This is a genomic window from Streptococcus sp. LYSM12 (assembly GCF_004569635.1).
Lineage (GTDB): Bacteria > Bacillota > Bacilli > Lactobacillales > Streptococcaceae > Streptococcus.
This window is the reverse complement of the sequence record NZ_SPOZ01000035.1, coordinates 1-16,003: the sequence shown is the minus strand read 5'-3', so window position 1 is coordinate 16,003 and position 16,003 is coordinate 1. Positions and strand designations below refer to the sequence as shown.

At 40.6% G+C, this 16,003-nt stretch carries 20 protein-coding genes, 1 tRNA gene and 1 pseudogene; all 22 read left to right on the top strand.

Annotated elements, in window-relative coordinates; translation table 11 throughout:
• Positions 1-214 precede the first annotated feature (214 nt).
• The gene (locus tag E4T79_RS09835) at positions 215-652 is read left to right on the top strand and encodes an ArpU family phage packaging/lysis transcriptional regulator (RefSeq protein ID WP_135029871.1); all 438 of its coding nucleotides are present in this window, start codon (positions 215-217) and stop codon (positions 650-652) included.
• 84 nt (positions 653-736) lie between these two features.
• Positions 737-810: transfer RNA gene (locus E4T79_RS09830), tRNA-Arg, on the top strand.
• A gap of 112 nt (positions 811-922) precedes the next feature.
• Positions 923-1,795 (top strand): hypothetical protein, encoded by an 873-nt coding sequence (locus E4T79_RS09825; protein ID WP_135029869.1) that lies wholly within the window; start codon positions 923-925, stop codon positions 1,793-1,795.
• Between the two features lie 32 nt (positions 1,796-1,827).
• On the top strand, positions 1,828-2,340 hold the full coding sequence (locus E4T79_RS09820; protein WP_135029873.1) for a terminase small subunit: 513 nt from the start codon (positions 1,828-1,830) through the stop codon (positions 2,338-2,340).
• Positions 2,327-3,625, top strand: a complete 1,299-nt coding sequence (locus E4T79_RS09815) for a PBSX family phage terminase large subunit (protein ID WP_135029867.1) — start codon at positions 2,327-2,329, stop codon at positions 3,623-3,625. The genes E4T79_RS09820 and E4T79_RS09815 overlap by 14 nt, the downstream gene beginning before the upstream one ends.
• 10 nt (positions 3,626-3,635) lie before the next feature.
• On the top strand, positions 3,636-5,123 hold the full coding sequence (locus E4T79_RS09810; protein ID WP_135029865.1) for a phage portal protein: 1,488 nt from the start codon (positions 3,636-3,638) through the stop codon (positions 5,121-5,123).
• Positions 5,116-6,252: pseudogene (locus E4T79_RS11365) on the top strand (phage minor capsid protein); the annotation flags it as partial. The gene E4T79_RS09810 and the pseudogene E4T79_RS11365, both read left to right, overlap by 8 nt.
• Positions 6,253-6,411: 159 nt before the next feature.
• Entirely contained in the window at positions 6,412-6,897 is a 486-nt protein-coding gene (locus E4T79_RS11360; protein WP_228063844.1) for an ADP-ribosyltransferase, read from the top strand.
• 4 nt (positions 6,898-6,901) lie between these two features.
• The gene (locus E4T79_RS09800) at positions 6,902-7,117 is read left to right on the top strand and encodes a hypothetical protein (protein WP_135029861.1); all 216 of its coding nucleotides are present in this window, start codon (positions 6,902-6,904) and stop codon (positions 7,115-7,117) included.
• A gap of 47 nt (positions 7,118-7,164) precedes the next feature.
• Positions 7,165-7,407, top strand: a complete 243-nt coding sequence (locus tag E4T79_RS09795; RefSeq protein WP_135029859.1) for a hypothetical protein — start codon at positions 7,165-7,167, stop codon at positions 7,405-7,407.
• A 99-nt stretch (positions 7,408-7,506) separates the two neighbouring features.
• The gene (locus E4T79_RS09790) at positions 7,507-8,109 is read left to right on the top strand and encodes a hypothetical protein (protein ID WP_135029857.1); all 603 of its coding nucleotides are present in this window, start codon (positions 7,507-7,509) and stop codon (positions 8,107-8,109) included.
• 1 nt (position 8,110) lies between these two features.
• Positions 8,111-8,923 (top strand): N4-gp56 family major capsid protein, encoded by an 813-nt coding sequence (locus E4T79_RS09785; RefSeq protein ID WP_135029855.1) that lies wholly within the window; start codon positions 8,111-8,113, stop codon positions 8,921-8,923.
• Positions 8,924-8,938: 15 nt separating this feature from the next.
• A complete protein-coding gene (locus tag E4T79_RS11145) occupies positions 8,939-9,112 on the top strand; it encodes a hypothetical protein (protein WP_167752676.1) in 174 nt (57 codons plus the stop codon).
• 23 nt (positions 9,113-9,135) lie between these two features.
• A complete protein-coding gene (locus tag E4T79_RS09780) occupies positions 9,136-9,528 on the top strand; it encodes a hypothetical protein (protein ID WP_135029853.1) in 393 nt (130 codons plus the stop codon).
• A gap of 1 nt (position 9,529) precedes the next feature.
• Positions 9,530-9,871 (top strand): putative minor capsid protein, encoded by a 342-nt coding sequence (locus tag E4T79_RS09775; RefSeq protein ID WP_135029851.1) that lies wholly within the window; start codon positions 9,530-9,532, stop codon positions 9,869-9,871.
• A complete protein-coding gene (locus tag E4T79_RS09770; RefSeq protein WP_135029849.1) occupies positions 9,871-10,221 on the top strand; it encodes a minor capsid protein in 351 nt (116 codons plus the stop codon). The genes E4T79_RS09775 and E4T79_RS09770 overlap by 1 nt, the downstream gene beginning before the upstream one ends.
• Positions 10,221-10,625 (top strand): minor capsid protein, encoded by a 405-nt coding sequence (locus E4T79_RS09765; RefSeq protein WP_135029846.1) that lies wholly within the window; start codon positions 10,221-10,223, stop codon positions 10,623-10,625. Before E4T79_RS09770 ends, E4T79_RS09765 begins: the two co-directional genes overlap by 1 nt.
• The gene (locus E4T79_RS09760; protein ID WP_135029844.1) at positions 10,622-11,074 is read left to right on the top strand and encodes a phage tail protein; all 453 of its coding nucleotides are present in this window, start codon (positions 10,622-10,624) and stop codon (positions 11,072-11,074) included. Before E4T79_RS09765 ends, E4T79_RS09760 begins: the two co-directional genes overlap by 4 nt.
• A gap of 41 nt (positions 11,075-11,115) precedes the next feature.
• Positions 11,116-11,571, top strand: coding sequence for a hypothetical protein (locus E4T79_RS09755; protein WP_135029842.1), 456 nt, complete (start codon positions 11,116-11,118; stop codon positions 11,569-11,571).
• Positions 11,572-11,580: 9 nt separating this feature from the next.
• The gene (locus E4T79_RS09750; RefSeq protein WP_135029840.1) at positions 11,581-12,165 is read left to right on the top strand and encodes a Gp15 family bacteriophage protein; all 585 of its coding nucleotides are present in this window, start codon (positions 11,581-11,583) and stop codon (positions 12,163-12,165) included.
• 145 nt (positions 12,166-12,310) lie between these two features.
• A complete protein-coding gene (locus E4T79_RS09745; protein WP_306299867.1) occupies positions 12,311-15,505 on the top strand; it encodes a tape measure protein in 3,195 nt (1,064 codons plus the stop codon).
• Positions 15,505-16,003: distal tail protein Dit (locus tag E4T79_RS09740; RefSeq protein WP_194183822.1), on the top strand; the 499-nt coding region annotated here is incomplete at its 3' end. The genes E4T79_RS09745 and E4T79_RS09740, both read left to right, overlap by 1 nt.

Sequence of the window (16,003 nt, the reverse complement as noted above, 5' to 3'; positions counted from 1 at the left end):
AAGCTGATGCAAATAAGAAACTATCTGAATCAATTACGGATAACTTAATCCGTATGAAAGAAGCGGAAGCTCGTATGAAGCACGGCTGGGTTGAAGTGCAGACCTCTGGTGATGTGATTACAGACACTGGAAAATAGCTAACAAAAAAGCCAGCACTGCTCGTACTGACCGTGGTTATACCTAACTACATTATATCACAGAAAGGTATGAGCAGATGACTTTTTTTCCAGAAATCGACGAAAAACAGACAATTAGAAATGCTAAGAGAAAACTAAGAGAATATCCACGTTGGAGACGAATCGCAGGCGATGTCAATGGTCAAAAAGTCACTGCTACCTACTCCTTTGAACCAAGACAATCGCATGGCTCTCCAAGTCGTCAAGTGGAGAAACTGGCTATCAATCGGGTGGATGCAATAGCTGAATTAGAAGCTATTGAGTACGCTGTGGGTCATTTATTTAATCTGTACCAACGGAAAATACTTTATGAACTGTACTTGGTCAAACACCCAAAATCCAACTTAGAACTAGAGGAAGAGTTGGGGTACGAGAAAACACGCTATCATGAAATTGTAAACAATGCTTTGTTAGCTTTTGCGGAACTCTATAGAAACGGAAGTTTAGTTGCTCTAAGCGGAAAAATAGCGGAATAACAGTGGAGTTTCTAGACCATTTTTGATGATAAAATGGTAGTGTCGAAAGATTGGGTCAGGAAGCGTACGACGCCCTGGCTATTCGGGAACATAGCTCAGTTGGAAAGAGCATACGATTTCTAATCGTACGGTCGCAGGTTCGAGTCCTACTGTTCCTGTTGCATTTTATGCAAAAATTCCATATTTTTATCAAAAAAGCCGGACACACTATTGTGTAAAGGCTTTTTTAGTAGTATTATTAAATTGATAAAATGTATGGAGAGATTAAATATGAGTTTAGAAGCTGAAAAAAGGGTTACTTTGCATATTTCCGGTACATCCATGGATGATGAAAAGGGTTATGAGTTAAAATATCTTATAAAATCGTTGCAAAATTTTGAGAAGTTATCACAGAAAACATACTTATTTTTAACGAATCAGAATAGAATGACGACAGAGAATTCTGAAGATTTTAGAATCTATATAACAGATATTAGAGCTGGATCTTTTAAAGCAGATATTATTCTTTTTTGCCAAACTTACATATTACCGTTGGTTCCTATGGTTGGGGAGCATGGGGATTTGATTTGGGAATGTATTTTGAACTCTTTCGATTTTTTAAAACGAGTTTCCGCAGCTAAGAGGGAGGGAAAAAGTGTGCATATTGAAAATAATGGAGATAAGGCAGTCGTTTTTGTAAATAATGGCAATGATGTGACGGTCAATTATTATGAATATCCAAATTATGTGCCAGAATTAGGAAAGCAGTTAGCGCCGAACTTTACAGAGTTAGCTAAAGTTATCAATCCCAAGGTGGAGACTGTTAATTTTGCTTCTGACATGGGAGAGCTGACATTAGATTCTAATAATGCGAAATTATTTGAAAAACGGTCCTATCTGACGGAGGAGACGTTTGAGATAGTTGGTGAAATAACAGTGTTAAACTCTCATAGTTATACAGGTAAAATAAAAATATCAGATAACCAATCGTTCGATGAGGACGAATATAACTTTGAAGTCGCAAAAGATTTACGATACCCAGAATTTTTGCAATCAGGGGTGTTGCATAAAGTTAGTTATATTTGTTGCAAAAAGATAGTTTTTGATCCGACCAGTCCATTGAGCGAGAAAATAGTAGGAGTTAGAATTTTAGAAAAGCTATAGAACGCATTTAGTCACACGCCCGTGTGGCTTTTTTGATTGGAGGTGGTGGAAAATTGACGAAACTGACGTTAAAACAGAAACGCTTCGCAGATGAGTACATCATCAGCGGAAATGCGACAGATGCGGCGATTAAAGCGGGATATGCGAAAAAATCAGCCGCTGTAATTGGAGCAGAAAACCTAATAAAACCTAATATCAAAACTTATGTAACCGAACGAACAAAACAACTCGAAAGTAGTAAAATAGCTACTGCAATCGAGGTTTTGCAGGTTCTAACTTCTATACTTAGGCAAGAGTTGACGGAAGAGGTTGTTACTCTCAATCCTGCAACGGGTGAGTATGTTACTATACACAAAAAGCCTAGTATAGCAGAGGTTATAAAAGCTGCTGGAGAGGTATTGAAACGCTACCCTATTCAAGAACAACTTGAAAAAATCAAGCAGGAGAATGAGTTATTGCGTCTTAAAATCGAAACTATCAAAGGTGTTCAATCGGATACGCACTTGATGGAGAAGCTGTTGGAGATAATCGATGGTCAGGATTAAAAAATTATCCGCAAAACAAAAGGACATCATCAGACGTCCTTTTAATTATGAGTTAGAAGTCAATGAGGGTACGCCTCGAAGCGGAAAAACAACAGCAGGTCACTTTCGATATGCTAGATATTTAATTCAGAGTGAAGATGAGAATCATTTAATCGCCGCATACAATCAAGAACAAGCATACAGACTTTTTATCGATGGCGACGGAACTGGTCTTATGCACATCTTCAACGGGAATTGTTGGATAAAACATGATGACCGCGGGGACCATTTGCTGATTGATACTCCAAAGGGGCAAAAGCGCGTTTATTATAAAGGTGGTGGCAAGGTCAATTCTGTTGGAGCCATTACTGGTATGTCCCTTGGTTCTGTTGTCTTTTGTGAGATTAACCTGCTTCATATGGATTTTATACAGGAGTGTTTTAGGCGTACGTGGGCGGCTAAACTGCGCTACCATTTAGCTGATTTAAATCCGCCAGCACCTCAGCACCCTGTCATCAAAGATGTCTTTGATGTCCAAAACACTCGCTGGACTCATTGGACCATGGACGACAATCCAATTTTATCCAAAGAGCGTAAACAGTCTATTATTAACGGGTTGCGTAAGAACCCATACCTTTATAAACGAGATGTACTTGGCCAGCGTGTTATGCCTCAAGGTGTAATCTATGGTTTGTTCGATATGGACAAAAATATCAAAGATACCCTAATAGGCGATCCGGTAGAAATGTATTTCTGTGGAGATGGTGGCCAGTCTGATGCAACTTCTATGTCTTGCAACATCGTGACTAGGATTCGAGAAGATGAAAGAGTTAGATTTCAACTGAATCGTGCAGCTCATTATTACCACAGCGGTGCCGATACAGGACAAGTAAAGGCTATGTCAACGTATGCTGTAGAACTAAAAGCATTCATTCAATGGTGCGTTGCCAAATATCAAATGCGTTACACAGATGTGTGGATTGATCCGGCATGTAAGTCTTTGAGAGAAGAACTGCACAAAATCGGTATTATGACCCGCCCGGCGATGAATAATTCACACGATGTGTCCAGTAAGTCAAAAGGTATTGAAGTTGGTATTGAACGTGGACAGAACATCATATCTGACGAACGGTTTACTCTTGTTAATCATAACGAAGAGGAATACGACCATTATTATTTTTTGAAAGAAATAGGATTGTACAGTCGTGATGATAACGGTAAGCCAATCGATAAAGACAATCACGCAATGGACGAGTTCCGTTATAGTGTGAATGTCTTTGTTACACGGTATGTCAATTTTATTTAGAGGTTGATCAATGGGAATTGTACAAACTATAAAAAACATTTTTTTGAGGAGTAAATACATGGCAACAACAGGCACACTGGTCAGTTTAGTCGACCATCCGAAAATTGCTATCAGTCATGAAGAGTATGCACGTATTCAAAGCAATTTAACCTACTACGAGAGTAAATGGGATGATATCATTTATCACAATACAGCAGGGGAGAAAAAAACACGCCCCGCTCAACATCTACCAATAGCAAGGACCGTTTCTAAGAAGTTAGCCAGTTTGGTTTATAACGAACAGGCCGAAATTACTGTTAACAACACCGAGGCAAACAACTTTATCCAAGAAGTTTTACTGAATGACCGATTTAACAAAAATTTTGAACGTTATCTTGAAAGTGGATTGGCTTTGGGTGGGCTTGCAATGAGACCTTATATAGCAGGGAATAGGGTCCGTGTTGCATTTGTTCAAGCACCGGTCTTTTTACCTCTACAGTCTAATACTCAGGATGTATCAAGTGCTGCTATCGTCACAAAAACCACAAGGAGCGCAGGGGAGTCTAATATTTATTATACTTTGATAGAATTCCACGAGTGGGATGGTAGCGACTACTATGTTTCAAATGAGCTTTATCGTTCTAAGAATCCTTCCATTGTTGGTGAGCGCGTCCCTTTGTCGGAGCTATACGAAGATTTAGAAGAAAAAGTGCGCATTACAGATGTAAGTAGACCGCTCTTCACCTATTTAAAAACTCCAGGCATGAATAATAAAGATATTGATAGTCCTCTGGGGTTATCAGTTTTTGACAATGCAAAAACTACCATCGATTTCTTGAATACCACATATGATGAGTTCATGTGGGAGGTCAAAATGGGTCAGCGTAGGGTTGCAGTGCCTGATAGCATGGTGAAAATGAACGTTCAGACAGAGGATGGGGATATTCGCTTTGTCCAACGATTTGAAGCAGAGCAGAACGTCTATCAGATGTTAGGGAATGAAGAAAGAGGAATCGGTATTACAGACCTTACCACTCCAATTCGTGCAGATGACTATATCAAAGCCATCAACGAGGGTCTGAATCTGCTAGAAATGCAAGTCGGTGTTTCAACTGGGATGTTTACTTTTGATGGTAAGAGCATGAAAACTGCTACTGAGATTGTCTCCGAAAATTCGGATACTTATCAGCTGAGAAATAGCATCGTTAGCCTAGTGCAGCAGTCCATTAAAGAGTTAGTCGTATCTATTTGTGAGCTTGCGAGAGGTGCAGAGCTGTACAACGGCGATATACCCGTGTTAAAAGACATTGAGGTTAATCTTGACGATGGTATTTTCACAGACCGAAATGCCGAGCTTGACTACTGGACCAAGGCTCTAGCAAGCGGAATTGTTAGCCGAGAATACGCAATGAAAAAAGTTTTGGGTCTTTCTGATAACGAGTTGCAAACAATCGCGGCTCAAATTAATCAAGAAAAACCAAATCTTAGCGAAGTAGATAGAGATTTGTACGATGAATAGGCTATCGTTTGAGCAAGGAGACGAACAGTTCGAGCTTGAAATGCAGCAGGTTGCTGATATTTACAGTCAGTTATCGATTGAACTATTCGAGAATATTATCCGTCGATTGAAGAAGCGGGGGACAGCAGACCTTATCCGAGAGCCGTATATTTGGCAATTGGAGAAGCTGAATGACATGTACATGTTGACGGAAGAGAATGTCAAATTGATTGCTAAGCGTTCAGAGGTCGCAGAATCCGTTTTACGGGACGTTATCGAGAATGAGGGGTACAAGGTCTATCAAGACGTTCATGAGCAATTAACGCATGATTTGGGCGTTCCTAGCACTCCTAATCGCTACGGGACACAGGCAGCGTTGAAAGCCTATGCGAATCAAACTGTTCAAGAACTTGGGAATTTGATTAACACGACTTTAACTAAAAGTGTGCAAGATGTGTATAAGTCTGTTATTGAGCAGACAGTTGCAGGCGTGGTGATTGGTGCCAAGTCAGCAGATAAAGCATTATCTGAAACACTTATGAAATGGTTTGATAGGGGGTTCTACGGCTTTACAGATAAAGCAGGTAGGAAGTGGCGTGCAGAAACTTATGCTCGTACTATTATCAAGACCACGACGTTCAGAGTTTATAGGGATATGCGAGAAAGACCTGCTGAGGAATTGGGAGTTGATACGTTTTACTATTCGAAAAAAGTTAGTGCTCGTGCAATGTGTTCTCCCTTACAACATCAAATCGTCACCAAAGGGTCTTCTCGTGAACAGGACGGCGTTTTAATCTTGTCTTTGGGTGATTATGGCTACGGGACGGCTGGAGGCTGTCTAGGGATAAATTGTGGGCATTATTTAACGCCTTTTATCGTGGGTGTTAACCGCAAACCTGACTTGCCTGATTACTTGAAGAATGTTACATCTGAACAAGCCGAAGGGAACGCTAGGGTGCAGGCTCAGCAACGCGCCTTTGAGCGAGAGATTCGCAAGAACAAAGAGAGATTGCATGTAGCCAAAGCGATTGGTGATAAGGAGCTAATTCAGAAGTACCGTTTGAAGGGTGTAAATCTAAATGCGACTTACCGGGCTTACATCAACGAATATCCGTTTTTAGCTCGACATGTCAAACGTGAGCGGTACTATTATAATCCTGACAGTTATGCAAAGCAGGAATTGAAACTGAGAAAGAAAATCTCCGAATATCACTACATCAAAGATAACGAGATTGCTGATTTCAAAAGAATTGGCGGTAAAATCACAAATCCTGAGCGTAGAATTATTTATGCCTCCGATTTCAATAGTATGGGTTATATAGCAACCAATGCCAGCTTTGATATTAATAACGCTTTGAGAAGTAATGGAAATATTCTACTTAGTAGAGAAGAAAGCAAGGTAGTGTCAACTCTTGATGGAGTTATAGCTAAAAATAGAGCACTAAAAAACATCAAGGTTAGTAGGTTCGATAATAGAGACTACTACAAGGCTATCATCACAAGCAATGCTGATTTATTGAAAAAGTATGACAGCGTAGCTGACATGTTAAACTCTGGAAAGGCAACCTTTAGCAATGCTGGTTACACATCAACTAGTTATATTCCAAAATATAACTTCTTCAAAAATAGAGGCATTAAAACCATTATCAACATTCCAAAAGGAAGTAGGATATACTTTACAGATAATGATGCAGAGAGTGAGATTATTATACCGAGAAACGCAAAATATGATATAATTAGTGTGAAGGAAAGCAAAGCAGGCATTATCCTAGAAATGAATTTGAGAGAGGAGTGATATTATGGAGCTATCAGAAGCACTGGCTTATGTTAATTCTTTAGGTTTGAATACAGAGACCGTAGATTTCTCAGAGTTTACAGATGAGCAATTATTGAAAACAAGTATCACTGTTGACCTACTTTCGTTAGAGGAAGCCAAGGCTTTTGAGTCAGAGTTAGAGAGGCGACGACTTACAAAAAAATATTTTTTAATGAGAAAACCAAAGTATAGCACTTAGTTCAATCTAGGTGCTTTTCTTATACCCAAAAAAACGGGAGGTACACAATGAACAAACGTATCAAGAAAAAACGAGAATTAGTTAGCCAAGTGCAAGGAACAAAAGAAGCTGTTGATATTGTATTAGGCATAATTAAAAATTTAATAGACGAAAATACCAAACAAGCAGATGAAATCTTTGAACTACGCTCTACTGTTGAACGCAATGCACTAGCTACGAATAGCGAACTGAAGATTTTGCATGACAAGCTGAAAAAGCCTAAGAAGAAATCATTTTTTAACCGTAAATAATCGTGTGGATCTCCATGCGTTTTTTATTTTGTCTTTATCCGTAGACGTTAAAGAACGGAAATAGGAGCGACCAATCGCTGAATATTGGAGGATAGCCGAATGGCAGAAGAACAAACAGTAGACCACGCTACTGAAAACGTGGAAGAAGTGGCTGAAAAGACTTTCAGTCAAGAAGATGTTACTCGTGTAGGTAAAAAGGAGCATAGGAGCGGGTATGCAAAAGCAATTAAAGACCTAGGCTTTGCCGATGTGGAATCCGCTAAAGAAGCTTTGAAAGCCTATGAAGAGTGGCAAGAATCGCAAAAATCGGAGGCAGATAAGCAGGTAGAGCTAATCGCTTCGAAGGACAAAGAGTTGACCGAAGCACTTGATGCAAATAAGCGACTTGAAGCTAAAGTATCAGCTTTAACTCAAGGTGTGAACGCTGACTCTATTGATGATGTGATTGCTTTGTCGGAACGTTTGGTCAACGAAGATACGACGATTGATGAAGCGATTAAGCAAATTGTTGGTAAATATCCGCAGTTTGCAAATGTTTCAAATGTCACCGAGAAGAAACCTACCTTTACGGTGGTAGATAATCCGAGTGCAAGCACAAAAATAGATATGTCAAAAGAGCAATTCGAACAAATGACATATGTAGAACGTCTTGAACTCAAACAAACAAATCCTAAATTATACGAACAATTGAAAGGAAACTAATATGGCAACAGGATTAACAAAAATGGAACAAATGCTAGATCCTGAGGTTCTAGCGGATATGATTGATGCAGAAATCGGGAAAGCTATCCGATTTGCACCCCTTGCAGAAGTAGACACAACCTTGCAGGGGCAGCCGGGTACGACTTTGACAGTACCTAAATGGGACTATATCGGCGATGCTGAAGAGGTTGCCGAAGGAGAAGCAATCCCCGTTACTCAACTTGGTTTCACAAAAACCACAATGACTATCAAGAAAATCGGTAAATCTGTAGAAATTACAGATGAAGCGATTCTTTCAGGTTATGGTGATCCAGTTGGTCAAGCAGCTAAGCAGATTGTTCAGGCTATTGATCACAAAGTGGATGCAGATGTTTTGACAGCCCTCCAAGGTTCTACTCAGACAGTTACTGCGAGTATCACAGTTGATGGTCTGTCCAAGGCTCTTGACATCTTTAATGACGAAGACGACACGCCGACAGTTCTGGTCGTGAATCCAGCAGATGCTTCTGCCTTGCGACTTGACGCTGGCAAGACATGGCTATCTGCAACAGAAGTCGGCGCTAATCGTATTGTTTCTGGAGTATATGGCGAAATTTTAGGAGTGCAGATTATACGGTCTCGTAAATGCCCGAAAGGAACAGGGTTCCTAGTTCGTTCTGGTGCTCTTAAAATCATGTTGAAGCGTGAAACGATGGTAGAAACGGATCGTGATAAAAAGCGGTTGATTAACGCTATTATTGCGAATAAACACTACGGCGTATATCTTTATAAAGCTGAAAAAGCAGTTAAAATCACGTTTGCTCCTTCCGTGTAAGAAAGGAGCAAATAGATGCCTAAATATACAGTAAAAAAATCCTATACGGATAAAGATACAAACACTCTCTACGAAACCGGAGATGTTGTAGAACTCACAAAGAAACGTGCCGATGAAATTAATACGATGGGGAAGCTCTATTTTGGAGAAGAAGTAGAGCTTGTTAAAGCCCTCAAAAACTCTGAGTGAAGTAACTAGACAGGAGGATAGTCGTGGTTTTTTTAACGTTTAAAGAAGTTGTCAGCATCCTCGGTTCTGATAGAATTACCATTAAGAATTATAACCGGTTTATTTCCAAAGCTGAAGAAGTTATTGATCAGTTGACAAATCGTTACTATCGACAACATAAGCTACAAGATGACCCTGTAGAGTTTAGAGTAGAGCAATTTAAAAAAGCTATCTGTATGCAACTGCTTTACTTTTCTGATATGGAAGCCGATACTTTTGAAGGATTGAATCGTGAACCAGAACACATCAGCATAGGTCGCACTTCTATTTCAAAATCCGGAAAAACAGGCACCGGTAATTCCAGGATTATCCCCTTAGTAGCACAAGATGTCTACGGGTGTTTAGCAGGAACTGGCTTACTTTACAGGGGGATTTGAGATGAGATTACCAAAACCGCCTATGGAGATGTTGAACGAAACGATTGTCTATTTAGAATATATCGGTGAAGGTGACTATAACAAAAGAGAATATGCCGGTGGAGTTACTATTGAGCATGTCCGAATTGACCGTTCATCAAAATATTCTTGGAACGGAAAGAACAAGGAGATTCAGTACAAAGCGGTTGTACTGTGTTATCAAGGGTTGACCGTTCCATTGCCGAATTTTAGAGAACAATCAATACTTCGTTTTGATGGGAAAGAGCATGTTATTGTAAATGTGATTCAGAATAAGGAACCGTTCAAAGACGTGCTATATTCGGTAGAATTGGAGGTGATTTGATGTCAATTCGTATCAAGGTTGATATGAGTAATATCAAATCAAAATTAAGCAACCAGAGCATTCGCCGTGGGAAGTTAGCCATGGCGAATCAAATGCTGATGGACATGACCAATTTCGTTCCTATGGCAAACGAGAGTGGGGCCTTACGTGCTTCTGGGCACGTTATCGAAAATGGTAATGCCGTCGAGTGGAATACGGTATATGCTAGGGCACAGTTCTATGGCACTAATGGGATTGTAACTTTTCAACATTACTCAACCCCTGGGACTGGTAAGCGTTGGGACGAAAAGGCAAAAGCTATCCACATGACTGACTGGAAAGATAAATTTGTGAAAGGAGCTGGTTTATAATGGATTTTTTACAGCGCTTGAAAGACAGTATCAATCAGATTCACGATTTGCAGATTAAGATGAAAGTTGGATATTTAGACGATAGCGAGAGCTTGGTTGTCTATACTTTGCCGAACAGTGCTGTCAAACGAGAATATTATGACGGTACTAAAGAATTGACCCTAAATCTTGAAATAGCTATCAAATCACAAGATGGACAAATGGCAGAAGCTACTTTGTGGAGCATATCGAACTATTTGGAGTCGCTGACGGAGTTAGTGAGTTCAGATGATAGTTTTACATTTGAAGATATAGAAGTGGTCAGCAGACCGTTTGTGAACGCAATTCACGAACATGGTTGGCTGGTCTTTTTGTTAAATGCAAAAGCAAATATTACACAATACCAAAAGGAGAATAAAAAATGAGACAAAAAAATGCGATTCGTGGACATTTTATCGCACCGTTTACAGCAGGAGGTACAGAACCTGGAACCGATGCTTGGTTGGAAATTGCAAAGTGGATTTCAGACATTTCAGACGATACAGACGAGACAACCGCCGAAGAAGCGTACTACGACGGTGACGGGACGGCAGAAACAACTGTAACAGCTGTCAAAGGCGCCTATAGTGTTGAGGGGACTTATGACCCAGAGGACAGAGCGCAGGCGTATATTGCGAGTTTGAAATATAAGCTAGGCAATGAGCGTTTGGTGTGGCATAAGGTCGTGTCGTCTGACGGTAAGAAACAATGGATTGGTCTTGCAACTGTATCTGAAATTGTTGCTGGGTCTGGAGCAGCTTCTGATTATGAAGCGTTCTCTTGCAAGATTTCGTACAATTCTATTCCAAAAGAATCTGTACCAGCTAACGCTTAAGAGGGGGAATTCCCTCTTTTTATTTTCATAAGGAGAAGTAAATGGCAGAAAGTTTGAATATTGATGTGAAGCGTACGGGCTTTCCAGTTACGATTGGCGGTGTTGAATTATGGTTTGACACATCAAACGAGCGATTGGCTGAATTTTTCGACATGGAAGCTGAATCGGAACGGAAATTGACGGAGTTTCAGAAAGAAGTTGTTCAATCTAATATTGGAAAGGATATTGAGGAAAATTCAATTACGAAAGATACTGTCTTGGGAGCAGTGGAGCTTGAGAAGAAATTACTTAAAATTCAGTATGATTTGTTATTCGGTGACAGCACTTTTGCGAAGCTGTATGAAGAATTTCCAGATTACCAAGCTCTTGAGAATACATTTGAGCAGGTTTGCGCCTTAATTGAAGAAAAACTAAAAGAGTTGCAAATCGAACGTGAGGCAGTCGTGAAAGACCGTATTGCCAAGTACACCAAAAAAGGGATTTGCAAAAAGAAATAGGGTGTCAATATGAAATTGAACGATCCTTTAGAAACTGAATTTGAATTCGAGGGGCATACATACTCTTTGAACTTAGCATTTAATCGAGTTCTTGATGTCTTTGATTGTATTCGTGATGATGTCTTGTCTGACATTGAGAAAGCGATAGTTTGCGTAGAGATTATTACAGGAGAGAGTGTGGTGGAGTTTCCGCTTGTGGTCGATTTGTGGATTTATATCAAAGAAAATTTTATCGATTTAGCAGATGACGAGCCAGAACAGCTTGATTTGCATGGCAACCCTATGCCGAAAGCTCAAAAGAGCGACGATTTAGTACGGTTAGTTGACTTTGAGAAAGATGCAGAATATATCTATGCTAGCTTTTTGCAGGCGTATGGGATTAGTTTGCTTCAAGAACAGGATAGATTGTCTTGGATTGAGTTTGGTGCTTTGTTGAATGCTTTACCGGACAATACAATCATGCAACGGATTATTGAAATCCGTTCATGGAAACCTAAAAAAGGTGAAAGTCCCGAATATAGACAAGATATGCGTAAGTTAAAAGCAAAATACAGCTTAGAAGAATATAGAGAGGAGGAAGACTATGGCGGCTGATGGAAAAGTGACAATAGCGGTAGATGTTGATGGGAAGAAAGTTGACGTTTTATCTAATAATTTGGACAAACTTGGTCAGAAGTATTCTGGTGCCTTTCAAGATAGTAAGGGGCGTTGGCGTGATGCTACTGGTCGCTTTTTATCGATGCAAGAAAAAGCAGAAATGCTAGGCAAGAGCCTTGATAAGTCGTCTTTTTCTTTTAAAAACTTCGCCCTTGGCGGTGCTGCGTTTAAAGTCGCACAAGTAGGACTTGATTTGCTTACTAGCTCACTAGATGGAGCAATTAAGCGTTTTGATACACTTGAGAAATTCCCGGTTGTGATGAAAGCGATGGGGCATAGCGCAGAAGATGTTGCTGCTTCAACAGATAAGCTCGCTAATGGGATTGATGGACTACCGACAACCCTTGACGAAGTTGTCGGTACAGCTCAAAGGTTGACCTCTATTACAGGAAATATCCGTAAGTCTACAGATGTTACATTAGCTTTGAACAATGCTTTCTTGGCTTCCGGAGCTTCTAGTGCAGATGCCAGCCGTGGATTAGATCAATATAGCCAGATGTTGTCTGCGGGTACAGTGGATTTGCAGTCGTGGAAGACCTTGCAAGAAACGATGCCGTATGCTCTTCAAAAAACTGCGGAATCTTTTGGTTTTGCAGGCAAATCTGCTCAACGTGATTTCTATGAGGCCCTAAAAGGTGGCAACATTACTTTTGATCAATTCTCAAACAGATTAGTTGAACTCGATAAGGGTGTTGGTGGTTTTGCAGAATTAGCTAGAGAGAATAGCAAAGGAATCGGCACGTCATTTAACAACTTGAAAAACGCAATTGTAAAAGGCGTAGCAAATATTATTAAGAGTTTTGACGAGTGGGCAAAAGCTACAACAGGTAAAACTATCGCAGAAAATCTAGATAGCTTGAAAGGGATTATCAATACAACATTTAAAATCTTGAACAATGCTATTAAAGCTTCAACACCGTTGTTTAAAGCTTTTTTCTCTTTGATCAAAGGCGGTATATCCGTTTTGAGTTTTTTTACTCCACTAATAGCTGCAATGACGGCAGCCTTTCTAGCTCAAAAGGCAGTGGCTTCTGTTACTGCGATTATTAAGACTTATAGTACCGCAGTGCAAGTTATGAATGCAGCAGTTGCTTTATCTACTAGCGGCCAGATAGCTAATGCGGCAGCTTTCCTCTATCAGCAAGGAGTATTGAAAGTAGGTACAGTGCTGTATGGCTTATTAACAGGACAATTAGGTCTGATAACGGCTGGTCAAATTGCCGCTTCAGCTGCTACTGGATTGTGGGCAGCGGCAGTCGAGGCATTGAATGCTGCATGGCTAGCAAATCCGTTCGGGCTTGTTGTTGCGGGGATAGTCGCGGTTACGGTTGGGGTGATTGCTTTGTGGCAATGGCTCACAAGAGAATCGGAAGAATCTAAACGTCTGACGGCTGCACAAGAGGAACTAGCAGAGAGTACAGATAATTTAAAGAAATCCGTTAAAGATAGCGCAGCAGCAAGAAGAGATAGTTTACAAGATGTAGAAGCTAGTCGAGATTCTCATAAGAAACTTGCTGCAGAGATTGTCGAGCTTTCAAAAAAGGAGAACAAATCTGCTGGCGATAAGAAGAACTTACAGAAAAAGATTCAGGCTCTTAACGATTCTGTGGAAGGCTTGAATTTAGCTTATGACAAGAATACGGATTCACTATCACATAACGCTCAACAGATTGAAGATCGGATATCTGCCATGGAAGCCGAGAGTACGTGGGAAACTAGCCAGAAGAACTTGTTAGATATTGAGAAACAACGTGCGGATATCGGTGCGCAGTTGAATGAGATTTCTAAAATGCGTGCAGAATGGAATGCCGCCTCTGATGTATCGGATGCTAAACGACGAGAAGAGTTGAAGAAACTCAATGAACAAGAACTTGAGTTGCAATCTACTCAAGCAGCATTACAAACGGAATACGAGCAGACCTCCGCCGTCCAACAGGCAGCTGCTGAAGCAATGGCCACAGCGACGGAAAACGGAGCAGACCGTCAAGTTGTCGCTTATGAAAATATGTCAGAAGCTCAACGTACAGCGATTGATAACATGCGTTCCAAATTTTCGGAGTTATATGACACAACAACCAGTATGTTTGATGCAATTGAACAAAAAACGGCTATATCAATCGAGCAAATCAATGCTAACTTGGAAACGAATCGAGCGGCAATCGAACAGTGGTCTTCTAATCTTGCAATTTTAGCAGAACGAGGTGTCGATCAAGGTGTTTTGGAACAATTGCGCCAAATGGGACCTGAGGGCGCAGCTCAAACTCAAGTTTTTGTTGATGCAACAGCTGAGGAACTAGCAGGTCTGCAAGAGAATTTTAGAGCCAATACAGAGGCGGCTAAGAATGCTATGGGAAGTGTTATGGATTCCGCTGGTGTAGAAATGCCGGAGAAGGTGAAGTCCATGGTGACGAACATAGCAAGTGGCTTGCAAGCTGAACTGGCAAATGCAGACTTTGGTTCGCTAGGTAAAGAAATTCCAAACGGAGTAACAAAAGGTATTGACGAGGGCGCAAAAACTGCGAGTGATTCCTCTCAAAAGTTGAGCGAAGAGATTAGAAATCGTTTCAAGGAAGATATGGGCATCAACTCTCCTTCTCGTGTCTTTACAGAATTTGGAGATTTTATCACACAAGGTTTAAGTAAGGGGATAACAACAGGAAGTATTGGCGTAGTAGTTCAAATGGGGCTGTTAGCTAATCAAGTACAGATTCCGTTTATCTCATTACCGATTACTTTCATCAATCTGGGTATGATGGCAATGTCTGGATTTGCAAGTGGGATTTATGCAGGTTCTGGTTCAGTGATTGCTGCGGCTCAGTCAGTCGCTAGTCAGGTAAAGTCTACGATTAAAGAAGCGTTAGAAATCCATTCTCCGTCTCGTGTAATGCGAGATGAGGTTGGGCGTTTTATTCCACAAGGTATTGCAGTTGGTATTGAAGCAGATTCTGATGTTGTGATGAAATCAATGGAGAAGTTAAGGAAAGCTTCAGCTATTCAATTTACGCCAGAGGTTGCGCTTGGTGTGGATAAGTCGTTCGCTAATCAAGTGACCATTAAGAACACGATTTCGCACCAAATCAGCGAAAAAATCGATACGATGACTGATAAAGCAGGACAAATGGTAGAAAGAGCTCTTGAAGTGGCCGAACAGGCCGTCAAGCGCCCTGTAAACATGGTGCTAGATGATGGCGCTTTGGTTGCTAAGATTGGACAACCAATGACTAATTATCAAAACGACAAAATCAAAATAGATAACATGATGAGGGGGATTATCTGATGAATAATGACACTATTACTATCAACGGATTCGACCTCTCAGAGGTTATCCGAATTATTGAAATTATCCGCCCTGTGGGTAATGTTCGTAGTATTGCAACTAATGATGCTCCACTTTTAGGAGTGAATTTACAGGAAGTGAGAACAGGAGCTAAAATCATTAAGGTTAAGTTTGCTATGCAAGAAAGAAACGGCATGACACTTGAACAGGCTAAACATACCCTAGCAGGGGTATTCAACACCTCTGAGGCTGTCAGAATTATTATTTCTGATGAACCTGATAAGTACTATATGGGTCTTGTGGCCGGATCCGTTGATATGGACAATGTGACAAGGTGGTTTCAAAAAGGGGAGTTTGAGCTCCTTATCCCAGACGGTGTTGCGCACAGCACTACTTACCGCAAGTTTGACAATGGTACGGTACAGTCTGACAAGATTGTCTTCAGTCTTATCAACGATGGCAATGTGCCAGCCTTTCCTATAGTCACCGTCAAGCATA